We start from the raw sequence: 13,491 nt of genomic DNA on the forward strand, positions 1-13,491 counted from the left end.
ATTTTTGCTTAATCAGAAATTAACCATAAGATTGCTTTTTGTTTTTTCGGCTGGAGCTCTCTAAAATTTTTTAAAAGTGCCTGTTCTTTTTCGCTATAGGTTTCTTGATCATGGTGTGGGGCATGTATTGAAAGATTTTCTTTTGTAGGAATATCTTCTTTTGTGGCAATGTCTGCATAAAAAAAGTTCACGGGAATTTCTAGTTTTTGGGCGATTTCCAGTAAACATTTGGCACTTACACGATTGAAGCCTTTTTCGTATTTTTGGATTTGTTGAAAACTGACGCCTAAATGGCTTCCTAATGCTTTTTGGGAAAGTCCTATTGAAATGCGCCTGTAACGGATTCTTTTGCCTATCAAAATGTCGATAAAATTTGGATTTTTAGTTGGCACTTCAAGCCCCCCTCCGGTTGCGAGCGCCCTCGCATTGGTATTCCGGGAGGTTGAAAATACTGAATCCGAGTCAGTTTTTTTGCTTTTAGTGCTTAAAGCACCTGGACATAGCAAAAACTCCCGGAAACTCAAGATATCCGCAAAGTGGGTTCGTTTTTACGCTAGAGCTTAGGGCTTGTCTTCCCTCTTGATCGCTGTGTTGGCGATCAAAAACACGCTTTAAATTTGTAAAGTAATTTCAGTATATTGGCAAGAAAAATCAAAAATATTTTTTATTCTGTTATGCCATAAAACATCGCTCTTTTAGGGGGGAAGAGCTAGAATATTCATGATAGGGCTTGATTTGTTGAGTCTGAGGAAGTGCTGTCGTTTGAGGAGGGGTGTCTGAAGACTGTAAGGGGATTAGGCAAAAAGCTTTGTTCGTTTATAGACTATTGTTTATAGAGCAGCGTGGGGTGGTGAACCTTTCCTTTAGCTTTGTTCTGTAATAATGTAAAAGCGTAAAAATGTGAATCTGTAAAAGTGAAGTGGAGGATTTGTGGATTTATGCATTGTGCGTGTTTTGGGTCATGTTGGGCTTTTGTCTGGCATGGAATGTGGTGAGATAAATGGGGGGACGCATTTGTGAATGGAGCGGGGAAGTTGGGAGGAAGAGGGGTGTTAAGCGCGTTGGTTGGAGAAGAGTGTGTAAGGGAATATTTTAGGCTGGACTTAACTGCCTTGTCTGATGAAGTGCGTCTTTTGGGGGGTGGTGATAATTATATGAAGTGATCAGTAGTCCTTCCTTAGATAAGAAGCTGGATTGTTTACAGACCAGTGTTTACAAAGCGGTGTGCGGGGCGATAGTTTGGAAGTTTCGTTGGCTTACGTTCTGTAAAGATGTAAAAGCGTAAAAATGTATATCCGTAAAAGTGAAGTGGAGGACTTATGGATTTATGCATTGTGCGTGTTTTGGGGTCATGTTGGGCTTTTGTCTGGCGGGGAATGGGGTGAGATAAATGGGGGAAAGAGTGCTGTGAATGGAGGGGAAGTTGGGAGGAAGAGGGGTGTTAAGTTGTTAAGTGTGTGATGGTGAGGCTTTGCTGGTGGGGCTGTGCTGGTGAGGGCTGTGATGGTGAGGCTGTGATGGTGGGGTTATAGGGGAGTTGCAGTTTTTATTTAAATAATGACAGTGTGCCTTTCTCTCCCTCTTGCTATAGGGCTTGTGAGGACCCATATTCTTTTTAGCACTACGGTTCTTCTTCATGTGGCATCATTTGCGGTGTTTTGTGGGGGGTGGTTGGTCCTTTGAAGATGTCTCTTTTGTGGAATGTTGGGGGAATTTAAAGTGCGGTGGTGGCTTGAGATTTAAGGAAAAAAAATGAACTTGGAAAAATATAGCGAACGCGTGCAGGGTTTTTTACAATCAGCACAAAGTGGTGCCCTTGCTTCTGATCATCAGCAGTTTTTGCCGGAGCATCTGTTGAAAGTGTTGTTAGACGATTCTCAAGGATTGGCAGCATCACTGATACAAAAAGCGGGTGGTGATCTTACTCTTATTCGAAAGGCGCTTAACGAAGCGCTTGATGCTTTGCCTAAAGTGCAAGGGGGAAATGGACAGCTCTATCTCTCTCAGCCGTTGGCAAAAGTCTTTAACATAGCGGAAGATCTGGCGAAAAAAGCTGGTGATCAATTTGTGACTGTGGAGCGTGTGTTGCAAGCGCTGATCATGGAAAAGACCGCAAAAACTGCTGATATTCTTACAAGCGGAGGGTTGACAGCGCAAGCGCTTAATGAGGCTATTAATGATTTGCGGAAGGGAAAAACAGCAACAAGCCCCCATGCCGAAAGCCAATATGATGCTTTGCAAAAATATGCTCGTGATTTGACAAAAGATGCCCGTGAAGGAAAACTGGATCCTGTTATTGGGCGGGAAGAGGAAATCCGCCGCACTATTCAGGTGCTTTCACGGCGGACCAAAAATAATCCTGTGCTTATTGGTGAACCAGGGGTGGGGAAAACAGCTATCGTGGAAGGGTTGGCATTGCGCATTGTTAATGGTGATGTGCCTGAAACCTTGCGTGATAAACAGCTTCATGCACTGGATATGGGAGCGCTTATCGCTGGTGCAAAATATCGTGGGGAATTCGAAGAGCGCCTCAAAGCGGTGTTGGCAGAGGTGCAAGCTGAAAATGGGCAGATCATTTTGTTTATCGATGAATTGCATAATCTCGTTGGGGCTGGAAAATCTGACGGGCCTATGGATGCTTCTAACTTGTTAAAGCCTGCTCTTGCACGCGGAGAGCTCCATTGTGTGGGGGCTACTACGCTCGATGAATATCGAAAATATGTTGAAAAAGATGCTGCTCTTGCACGCCGCTTTCAGCCTGTCTTTGTACCGGAACCCTCTTTAGAGGATACTATCTCTATTTTGCGCGGTATTAAAGAAAAATATGAACAACATCACAAAGTGCGCTTGGCAGATAGTGCTTTGATTGCGGCGGCGCGTTTGTCTAACCGCTATATTACGGATCGTTTCTTGCCGGATAAAGCTATTGACCTTATCGATGAAGCGGCGGCGCGGTTGCGGATGCAGGTCGATTCAAAGCCGGAAGAACTCGATGCTGTTGATCGGCGTATTTTACAGTTGAAGATCGAACGGGAAGCTTTGAAAACAGATGTCGAGCCAACAGCAAAAGAACGTTTGAAAAATGTGCAGGAGGAACTGAAAACATTGGAACAACAGTCCGCTGAGATGACAACGGCTTGGCAGGCTGAGAAACAAAAATTAGGGCATGCTGCTGATTTGAAAAAACAACTCGAAGAAGCACGTAATGCTTTGGCTATTGCACAACGTGACGGACAATTCCAACGCGCTGGAGAGCTCGCTTATAGCGTTATCCCTGAACTCGAAAAACAATTGAGCATCGCGGAAAATGATGATCAACAAAATCATCTCGTTGAAGAGACGGTTACTGCTGAACATGTGGCACGGATTGTTTCGCGCTGGACTGGTATTCCTGTTGATCGGATGCTGGAGGCAGAACGGGAGGCGCTGTTGCGGATGGAAGATGAAATTAGCAAACGTGTGATTGGGCAGGGAGAGGCTGTGCAAGCTGTTTCTCGCGCTGTACGTCGTGCGCGCGCAGGGTTGCAAGATCCCAATCGCCCGCTTGGCTCTTTCATGTTTTTGGGTCCTACCGGTGTGGGAAAAACCGAATTAACTAAAGCACTTGCCGCTTTTCTGTTCCAAGACTCCAATGCCATGTTACGCATCGATATGTCTGAATATATGGAAAAGCATGCTGGGGCGCGGCTGATTGGGGCGCCGCCTGGATATGTTGGATATGAAGAGGGTGGGGTGCTGACGGAAGCTGTACGTAGAAGACCTTACCAGGTCATTCTATTCGACGAAATTGAAAAAGCACATCCGGATATTTTTAATCTCTTGTTGCAAGTGTTGGATGAGGGACGTTTGACCGATAGTCAAGGACGTACTGTCGATTTTCGCAATACCTTGCTGATTATGACTTCTAATCTTGGTGCTGAATTTTTAACCGCTTTGCCTGAAGGACAAACCGTTGAGCAGGCAAAAAATGATGTTATGAATGTCGTGAAAGCGGCTTTCCGTCCTGAGTTTTTAAACCGTATTGATGAGATTATTCTCTTTCAAAGGCTGCAACGTCACGATATGGAAGCGATCGTCGATATTCAGATAGAACATTTGCAAAATTTGCTCAATGAACGCAAAATAACTTTGCAAATCGAGCCAGAGGTGAGAAAATTTCTTGCCGATAAAGGCTATGATCCGCTCTATGGTGCGCGTCCGCTTAAACGGATTATCCAAAAAGAAATTCAAGATCCACTGGCGGAAAATATCTTATTTGGAAAAATTCACGATGAATCAACGGTGAAAATTATAAAACAAGGCGATCGGTTGGAATTTTTGCCTGAAGATTAAGTGTGGAGAAATTCACGCTATAAAGAGCGGTGATAATCCTATTATGTGATAACACCGCTCTTTGAGGCGTGCTGATTTAGAAAAATTCACGATGAGACAGCGGTGTTTTATTGCAAAGCAAAGGGAGTGGTCGGTTTTTTTGCATGTTAAATGAGCGTTCTCGAATATCGTAGGATTCTTTTACTTCTGTTTGTCGTGAAAGCTATTTTCTTGCAATGTTATAAGTGAAGTCACAAGCGGGATTGCTTTATTGCTTTATTGCTTTATTGCTTTGTGGGTAAAAGCGTTAAAGAGAAATGCTGTTTATTCGCCGTAAAATATTGCTCTTTGAGGGGGCTGATCTGTGGCATGGGGGATTTTAGACGAAGATATTTTGACGATGGGTTGGAGTTTTGCTGTTTAAGCAAAAGGTGGAGGATGCGTAAAATGCACTGCTCTCTCATTTTTTTCGGTGATATGCGTTTTTCTGCTTTAAAATTTTGCTAAAAGTTTTTTAAAACTGTTTGATTGATTGCACTCTTGTTAGTGGCTCGTAGATGATGAAGCATGATTATCTGCACAATCAAGTTTGCTCCTTTGCAGTTTTTTAATCAAGATAAAGACTTAAAAACAAGACCCCTAACCTGTTTTTGGTTAAAATTTTCGCTATTCGTTGTTATAAAAGCAAGTTTAAGTGAAGGTGTATATTAAAAATATCATCTATATCTTAATTTACTTTACTTTTCTTATTTACCAATAAACTATAATATCGTAAATACTAAGTAAGAGAAACAGATAATGAACTTTTTTCAAGAGTTTTAATAAAAACTGTATTTGGATTTATTGATAAAAAGGATCATTTGAAATTTAAGCGGGGGGTGTAATCTCATGAAATTAGCCACAAACAAGGAATTAATTAACAGCTGGTTTGCAAAGGAAGTTAAGAGTTACAATTGGCATATTCCAGAAGGCTTAAAGGATTTCTATGAGGATAGGAAAGATTCGTTAATAAGTGATGATAAGCTTCAACAGGAAATTTTGGACTTTTTAATACGGGATATGCCGTTAACACCGGACGATTCCAATCCATTAAAGATGTTTCTTGAACAAGGCTTTTCTTTTAGGGAGAAGCAAGGGGAGAGAATTTCTGATACTATTAGAGGTGAGCATTGGATACCTGTTAAAAGTGGAGAAAGCGTTGATCCATTTAAAGTGAATGATCCAGAAATTGACGCATCATCTATACCGGACAAACGAGAAAATACCCATACATTTACGATGACGTGTGATCGAAGAGAGCGTGCTTTTAGAGAAGAGTATGGGCTGGACAATCTTTTAGAAGAGATTAGATCGTCTGTCAGAGAGCAGGATAATAGTGAGAGTTACAATTGGTTAGAAAAGCTTATTGATCGTGCATTAAACAGTGAAGTTGCACCGTTACAAGAAACACAAGAAATCTACATTCCAGACATTCGTGATCTTCGTTTAGATGAAAAATCATATGAGCTCGCTATAAAAATCATTCGACAAGCAGTCGGATGTCTTGGGATTCGCTCACGTTTGTACAATGCTTGTTATTTTCAAAAAGCTTGTTCTTTGCGTGATCTTGTATTCATTTTTGTCAGCAATGCTCAATTTGATATAAATGATCAAGTTCTTAACGAAGTCATGAATATGTCGACAGTTGATGACGCTAAAAATAACCTTTTAAAAGTACAAAATTTTGGTGAGAGAAATAGCGATGTTATTGGTCTTGCCATGTCAAAAAAAGCGATATCTATCGATGACTTAAAAATAAAAGGGTATAGCGAGTTTGATCCAAACAATTTGCGCACGAATATCTTTTTTCATATTTCGCAATCGTCATTATTTCGTCCGTTTGAAACAATGATTGTTTTTAAAGCAGGGACTGATGATCAGATTGAAAAAACAATAAAAAGGTACGAAAGCGCCAATGGCATGAAGTTAAAAGAAGAAGCAGAGAAAGAAGCTTTAAAAAGAGTGAAAGTGCTATAAAAAGACTAATTGAGGCATTCAAAAGTCATTGGAAAATTATAAGTGACAACAAAAATGCAGCTGATTATCCTCCCTTCCATAAAACATTGCTCTTTGAAGGGGTGTGGTGTGCTAGAATATTTGAGGGCAGGGTTTGAGTTATTGAGCCTGATGAAGTGCTGTTGTTTGAGGGGAAGCTGGTTTGAATTTGACTTAAGGGGGGGATATGAATGGAATAACGTTGATCGTTGCGCTGTTGCTTAATCAGAAATTAGCCACAAGATTGCTTTTTGTTTTTTCGCTTTGAGCTCTCTAAAGTTTTTTAAAAGTGCGTGTTCTTTTTCGCTATAGGTTTCTTGATTGTGGTGTGAGGCATTTTCTTTTGTTGAAAGATCTTCTTTTGTGGCAAGGTCTGCATAAAAGAAGTTTACGGGGACATCTAGTTTTTGGGCGATTTCGAGCAAACATTTTGCGCTTACACGATTGAAGCCTTTTTCATATTTTTGGATTTGTTGGAAACTGACACCTAAATGGCTCCCTAATTCTTTTTGGGAAAGCCCTATTGAAATGCGTCTGTGACGGATTCTTTTGCCTATCAAAATGTCGATAAAATGTGGATTTTTAGTTGGCACTTCAAGCCCCCCTCCGGTTGCGAGCGCCCTCGCATTGGTATTCCGGGAGTCAAAAATACTGAACCTAAATCAGCTTTTTGCTTTTAGTGCTTAAAGCACCTGGACATAGCAAAAACTCCCGGAATCCCGGGAAACCCACAGAGTGGGATAAATTTATGTTTAGGTTTCGGGTTTTTGATCCCCTATTGATCGCTGCGTATACGACCAAACTCACCCTTTAAGTAATAAAGTAGTTTCAGAAAATTGGCAAGAAAAATTAAAAATTTTCTATTTTATTACGCCGTAAAATACTGCTCTTTGAAGGGGTGTGGGGAGCTGGTTTGAATTTGATTTAAGGGGGATATGAATGGAATAATGTTGATCGTTGCGCTTTTGCTTAATCAGAAATCAACCACAAGATTGCTTTTTGTTTTTTCGATTTGAGTTCTCTAAAGTTTTTCAAAAGTGCGTGTTCTTTTTCGCTATAGGTTTTTTGATCGTGGTGTAAGAGAGTTTCTTTTGTTGAAAGATCTTCTTTTGTGGCAAGGTTTGCATAAAAGAAGTTTACGGGGACATCTAGTTTTTGGGCGATTTTGAGTAAACACCCTGCGCTTACACGATTGAAGCCTTTTTCATATTTTTGGATTTGTTGAAAACTGACACCTAAATAGTTTCCTAATGCTTTTTGAGAAAGCCTCATGGCAATGCGTCTGTGACGGATTCTTTTGCCTATCAAAATGTCGATAAAATGTGGATTTTTAGTTGGCACTTCAAGCCCCCCGCTGGGGGCGAGCGCCCTCGCATTGGTATTCCGGGAGTCTAAAAGTACTGAGCTTAATCAGCTTTTTGCTTTTAGTGCTGGGAAGCACCTGGACATAGCAAAATCTCCCGGAATCCCGGGACACCCACAAAAGTGGGTTCATTCTTATGTATCGAGGTTTCGGGCTTTCAGTTCTCTATTGATCGTCGCGTATACGACCAAAATTACACTTTAAGTTAAAGTAATTTCAGAAGCTTGGCAAGAAAAATCAAAAATTTTCTATTCTATTGTGCCGTAAAACACTGCTCTTTGAGGGGGAGTGAAAAGCTGGAATATTTGAGGGCAGGGTTTGAGTTATTGAGCCTGATGAAGTGTTGTCGTTTGAGGGGGGTGTCTGAAGACTGTAAGGGGTACTAGGCAAAAAGCTTTGTTCGTTTACAGACCCGTGTTTACAGAGCAGTGCGGAGTGGTGGTTTGGAAGTTTCGTTTGGCTTTATTCTGTGAATGTGTAAAAGCGTAAAAACGTATATCCGTAAAATGATGCGAAAGATTTATGGATTTATGTATAGTTAAGCTGATTTTAAATTTAAAGTACTAGGTTATTCAGCAGGTAAAGCAGAACTTCTTAGTTTAGACAAAAAGACTAATACTGTACAAACAGTTCTGTATTTTGATGATAAAAAAGTTCTATTTGTCATAGCAAGAACAGCTATTCGAGATTTTTTGATATTGTCTCTAAATTTGGAACCACCAGTCAAAATATGGGCCTAATTTTATCAGTAAAATTAACTAAATCTAGTAACGATAATAGAGCTTACTATGTAATAAAATACACGGTATTGCTAATGAGACTTGACTTTAAAATAAGAATGCAAGTTCAATTTTCTAATCCAGAAACAAAAAACTTATGAGTTTAAAGATTATGAAATTTTAAACAGATGTTTTAATGGTGAAAAAATTTATTAATTTATTACAAGAAAAAATAGATGATACAAGTTATACTTGTCACCTTATTATAAAAATAAGCCCTCTGCGGGAACAGAGGGCTTCAATAGCGGAAAAAATTCTCAACATTGGGGTAAACAATGTCAAAAAAACTGATCTGCAAAACTTAAAAAAACGTATAAATTATGCACATTCATATCTTAGTACTTCATTAGGTATAAAGGCGATGGAGGAAATCGCACCTTCGGAAACCGTCACTACTAAGAATGTGTGTGAAGCTAGCAGAGAATTAAAAAAATGGCAAGCAGAAAAAAAGTTTAAACAAAAAAAGAAAACTTTGCTGTTTGTGCCCATAAATATAATGAATCAATTCCAAATAGTGCTTTTTATTTTAAAGCGTATCCAGAAACTGAAAATCAGTTAATTCACTACAATAAATATAATAACTAAATTAAAAAGAAATATTGTTAAAGAGAGCAGTGCTAAAAGACTGATTTAAAAAATAATTTCTCAAAAGCTGAAGATGATATCATAAAAGATATGGTTTAAAGACATTTTATTAAAAAAGGATACTTTAAAAAAATACGATACTTTACCAAGCCCTGTAATGAACAATTTATCGGAAATTACAAAAGCAACTTTTTTAACACCTACTTTAGAATTAAATGATGATGAGATATTAAGAAATGCATATAAAGGTGGCTTTGTTTTTTTAATCAAGACAGGGGGACATATATATAATGGAATTGAAGTATATGATGTTAACAGTATGTACCCAGCTATGATGTTAAAACTGTTACCTATAAGTAATTCTATCTACAAAAAAGACGAAATATTCACCAATTCATATTGGGCATGTTTTTTGTCATGGTATGGAGGAGTGAGAAGGATTGGGGGAAGTGTTTTCGTGAATGGAGGGGAAAGTTTAGAGGAAGAGGGGTGTTCAGTTGTTAAGTGTGTGATGGGAGAGAAAAAGGGGAATGGAGAATGAAGAGAGTGCGCATGGATAGGAGGAGAGTGTGGGTAAGGCGGGTATTGCAAAGAGATGCGTGAAGGATGGTGGTTTAAGGAGAGAGGGCTTGATTTGTTGAGCCTGACGAAGTGCTGTCGTTTGAGGAGTGGTTGGGTGTAAGCTTTATTTTGTGGGGAAAGCTGCTTTTTGACGTGGGATTGTAGACTAGTTCTGGTTGGGAATTTTCATTCTTTGAGACGTGGGCTGGAAGTCAATATAATAATATAGCAGATTTTGATCTCATAATTTTTACATTCTTTCTTTTTTAAAGCAAATAAGAAAGAAAAATTAATATATTACTTGATATTGGTCTAAATGCTTATATCAAGAGGAGTATTTCTTTAAAAATTTTCACTTAACTTATTAAGTGATTTATTAGAATAAAAGACTCTTCTGAAGTTCATATCACCAATTGTATCGAAGGAAGTGTAACTTTAAGTGTAGAAAAGTTTAACATTGGATGGTTGGTATGAATTTATTTTTAAAAAAGAGTCCTTTAGCTCTTTTTTGCTCTCTCTTTATTTCTAAAGTTGGTGATTATGCTTATGAAGTTGTTTTTGTTTTACTGGTCTTAGAATTAACAGATAACACCTTTTTTATAGGTCTTGTGTATTTTTTTCGATTTATCCCTTTTCTCTTTTTTGGCCCTATAGGAGGTTGGTTAGCGGATAATTTTTCTTTGAAGAAAAATATGATCTTAAGTGAAGTTGTTAGATTATTAGCTTCATTATTCGTTTTTATAACCACTATAACAGGTACGGCACATATCATTGTTCTTATTGTTGCAGCAATATGTACAACGATAGGAAGAAGTATTTTCCAACCAAGTTTTCAAGCTGCTATTCCCAGAATGTTTTCAATAAAAGATCTTACAAAGGCCAATAGCATTGCTCAAATTATCATGGAAACTGCAGCCGTCATTGGACCTTTGGTTTGTTCCCTACTGCTTTTTTTAGCAAATAAATCGGCAGTACTCATTTTTGATTTTTTTACCTATTTTATATCTATTATCGTGTTATTTAATCTCATGAATTTAAATTCAAGCGAGAATAAATCATTCAATTTTATAAAAATTTATCGAGAAACAGCTTCATATCTTAAATATATTTCTACTGAAAATAAACATTTATTTATTACGCTGGTTGGATCGTCGTTTGCTATTCTCTTTACGGGTGCTATTTTAAGATTTTTAATTCCAGCTTTTGTTCTCTCTATAGGGGGAGAGGAGAGCCTTGTGAGTTATATTTTTTCTCTCATGGCTGTTGGAACTATCGTTGGTGGTTCGTTATATCATAAAATTATATTAAATATTACATCGTTGAAGCTCATGGTATTTTGGCTTCTTTATGGGATTATTCTGTTTGTTATGCCCTTAGCTGCAGAAATTTATTTAAAATTCCTTCTCGTGTTAGCGTTTGTTTTAGGATTTATTGGTGCCTTTGTGGATATTGGTTTAGTTTCAGCTATTCAATTATATTCTCGTCGTGAAGATTTTGGTAAGAGTTTTGGAACCTTTTCAACTTTAGCGAACTCTGCGGAAGCAATGTCTGGCTTTATTGCTGGATTTTTGGCGCTTGTGGGATTGTTAAGCTCTTTTTTAGCGATGTCTGCCTTCATTATTTCCACGGGAATGATTGGCGTTGTAAAAATTAAGAAAAATAAAGAGTTAACACCCCTTAACACGACAGTCGATGACGACCATTGATATATTTGATATCTCCATGCCGTTTCTTTTTTCTAAAGACGGTTCGTTCATTATCTTATTCATGAGGTAAAAACACCGCTCTTTGAAGGGGGTGATCTGAAACGAATGAGTGGACAGTGGTGGAAACTTGCTAGGCAAGCATTTGAATTCTTTACAGACCTTTGTTTATAGAGTGGTACGGGGTGGTAAACCTTTCCTTGGCTTTGTTCTGTAATGATGTAAAAGCGTAAAAATGTGTCTGTGAGAAAGGAGTAGAGGGGTTATGTATTGTGCGTGTTTTTTGTCATGATATGGAGGGGTGAGAAGGATTGGGGAGGTGAAGAGTGTGTGAATGGAGGGAAATGAAGAGTGCTGTTCGTGTGTTGGCTAGAGAGAAGAGTTTGGGAATAGCTGTGAATAGATTGCAGGGGTGATGTTGTAAAGAGGGGATGTGTAAAGAGGTGTGAAGAGAGAAAAATCGTGGTTGGCTTTTATATTCTATGCGAAATTTAACAATTATATTTGCGTCTATATTTGTATGGGGGATATCCGTGAAATGGGTGTGAGAAGCATTGAGAAATGTTTTTTTAATAAGTGGGTGAATGAGAAATACAATAATAATCCTATTTAGGGGCACTCCTATTAGGGGCAATCCTGTTTTAGCTCTTGTTGTTTTGGACATTGTGTTTTTTATGAGAGGTGTTTTGATGGATGTGGATTCCTTAAAGAAAAACACAAAAATATCAAAAGAAAAATATAAAAACTTGACAAGGTAAATGTAAAAAGGTATCATAATGATACAATCGGAATTGTGCGTTTAAATCAGAAGAGATCTCTTGATAAAATTCTGTGAGAGGGGTGGGGATGTTTTTCCAAGGTTTTGGTGTTTGTTATCCTATGATGTTGTAAACCGGTGCTGTAAACCGTTTTTTGAGATGTGGTGGTATCAGGCGGGAAAGGCTTTAGGCAGAGGGGATATTGGCGAGGGATGTCGCTAGGTGCGCTTTTGTCTAATCTGAAATTAACCACAAAATTGCTTTTTGTTTTTTCGGCTGGAGCTCTCTAAAGTTTTTCAAAAGGGCGTGTTCTTTTTCGCTATAGGTGTCTTGATCGTGGTGTAAGGCATGTTCCTTTGTGGAAATATCTGCTGTTAAAAGGTCCGCATAAAAAAAGTTCATAGGAACCTCTAGTTTTTTAGCAATTTCGAGCAAACACCCCGCGCTTACACGATTTAAACCTTTTTCATATTTCTGGATTTGTTGAAAACTGACACCTAAATAGCTTCCTAACTCCTTTTGAGAAAGTCCCATTGAAATACGTCTGTGACGGATTTTTTTACCTATTGAAATGTCATTAAAATGTGGATTTTTTGTTTGCAATTCAAGCTCCCCTCCGGTTGCGAGCGCCCTCGCATTGGTATTCCGGGAGTAGTAAAGTACTGAGCTCTAGTCAGCATTTTTGCTTTTAGTGCTTATCACACCTGGACATAGCAAAAACTCCCGGAACTCCGGGATACCCACAAAGTGGGGTAAATTAACGTTTGAGTTTTCGGGCTTCAACTCCCTATTGATCGCTGCGTAGACGATCAAGGCACCTTTTGAGTGATAAAGTAATTTCAAGGGATTGGCAAGAACAATTAAAAGATTTGGAAAATGAGAGCATTTTTTTGTATCTTAAAAATTATCTCATTATATTCTTATGCCTTATGCTGTAAAATATTGTCATTTGAGGTAGGGGGAGATGGGGCATTAGAGGCAAAGATATGCCGTTGAGAGACCTTCAAGTACATCAATTTATAAGATGCTTTTTGTGAGAGTGTCTGGATATTGGAGGGTAGGGGTTATCTGTCCGTGTCTGGTGAAACAGCATTCTTTGAGGGGTGGTGAGAGGTGGTTGCCCAAATGCAATGTGCTCGATAAAAAGTGGGATTGTTAACAGACTCTTGTTTATTGAGTGGTGGGCTGGTTTGGAAATTTCGTTTGGCTGCTTTCTGTAAAGATGGAAAAGCGTAAAAACGTGAATCTGTAAAAGTGAAGTGAAGGATTTATGCGTTGTATGCTTTTGTCTTGACATGGAATGTGGTCGGAGAACTAGGGGACGCATTTGTGAATGGAGTGGGGAAAGTTGGGATGAAGAGGGGTATAAATCGCGTTGACTGGAGAAAGGTGTGTGA

10 protein-coding genes are annotated in these 13,491 nt (G+C 38.7%); 6 read left to right on the forward strand and 4 right to left on the reverse strand.

Annotated features, from left to right (window positions below):
• Positions 1-8: 8 nt before the first annotated feature.
• Complete coding sequence (locus ACFIKG_RS06185) at positions 9-392, reverse strand: helix-turn-helix domain-containing protein (protein WP_375651925.1); 384 nt, start codon at positions 390-392, stop codon at positions 9-11.
• A gap of 624 nt (positions 393-1,016) precedes the next feature.
• Between ACFIKG_RS06185 and ACFIKG_RS06190 the strand changes: the two genes are divergently transcribed.
• The 3 genes from ACFIKG_RS06190 (at position 1,017) to ACFIKG_RS06200 (ending at position 6,327) form a co-directional block, all read left to right on the forward strand.
• Positions 1,017-1,163 (forward strand): hypothetical protein, encoded by a 147-nt coding sequence (locus tag ACFIKG_RS06190; RefSeq protein WP_375625376.1) that lies wholly within the window; start codon positions 1,017-1,019, stop codon positions 1,161-1,163.
• A 589-nt stretch (positions 1,164-1,752) separates the two neighbouring features.
• Complete coding sequence (gene clpB / locus ACFIKG_RS06195) at positions 1,753-4,332, forward strand: ATP-dependent chaperone ClpB (protein ID WP_375651926.1); 2,580 nt, start codon at positions 1,753-1,755, stop codon at positions 4,330-4,332.
• 867 nt (positions 4,333-5,199) lie between these two features.
• Positions 5,200-6,327, forward strand: coding sequence for a hypothetical protein (locus tag ACFIKG_RS06200; protein ID WP_375651927.1), 1,128 nt, complete (start codon positions 5,200-5,202; stop codon positions 6,325-6,327).
• A gap of 239 nt (positions 6,328-6,566) precedes the next feature.
• On the opposite strand, the gene ACFIKG_RS06205 is transcribed toward ACFIKG_RS06200, so the two are convergent.
• A complete protein-coding gene (locus ACFIKG_RS06205) occupies positions 6,567-6,938 on the reverse strand; it encodes a helix-turn-helix domain-containing protein (protein ID WP_375651928.1) in 372 nt (123 codons plus the stop codon).
• Positions 6,939-7,314: 376 nt separating this feature from the next.
• Positions 7,315-7,686, reverse strand: a complete 372-nt coding sequence (locus ACFIKG_RS06210) for a helix-turn-helix domain-containing protein (protein WP_375651929.1) — start codon at positions 7,684-7,686, stop codon at positions 7,315-7,317.
• A gap of 937 nt (positions 7,687-8,623) precedes the next feature.
• Between ACFIKG_RS06210 and ACFIKG_RS06215 the strand changes: the two genes are divergently transcribed.
• The 3 genes from ACFIKG_RS06215 (at position 8,624) to ACFIKG_RS06225 (ending at position 11,339) form a co-directional block, all read left to right on the forward strand.
• Positions 8,624-9,046 carry a hypothetical protein gene (locus ACFIKG_RS06215; protein WP_375625381.1) on the forward strand — a complete coding sequence of 141 codons (423 nt, stop codon included), beginning with the start codon at positions 8,624-8,626 and terminating at the stop codon, positions 9,044-9,046.
• A 129-nt stretch (positions 9,047-9,175) separates the two neighbouring features.
• Positions 9,176-9,613, forward strand: a complete 438-nt coding sequence (locus ACFIKG_RS06220; protein ID WP_375651941.1) for a DNA polymerase — start codon at positions 9,176-9,178, stop codon at positions 9,611-9,613.
• Between the two features lie 490 nt (positions 9,614-10,103).
• A complete protein-coding gene (locus tag ACFIKG_RS06225; RefSeq protein WP_375651930.1) occupies positions 10,104-11,339 on the forward strand; it encodes an MFS transporter in 1,236 nt (411 codons plus the stop codon).
• A 989-nt stretch (positions 11,340-12,328) separates the two neighbouring features.
• Here ACFIKG_RS06225 and ACFIKG_RS06230 read toward each other — a convergent pair.
• Positions 12,329-12,697, reverse strand: a complete 369-nt coding sequence (locus ACFIKG_RS06230) for a helix-turn-helix domain-containing protein (protein ID WP_375651931.1) — start codon at positions 12,695-12,697, stop codon at positions 12,329-12,331.
• Positions 12,698-13,491: the final 794 nt, after the last annotated feature.

The organism is Bartonella sp. LB28NMGDW, assembly GCF_042194435.1.
In the GTDB taxonomy this organism is placed as follows: domain Bacteria; phylum Pseudomonadota; class Alphaproteobacteria; order Rhizobiales; family Rhizobiaceae; genus Bartonella; species Bartonella grahamii.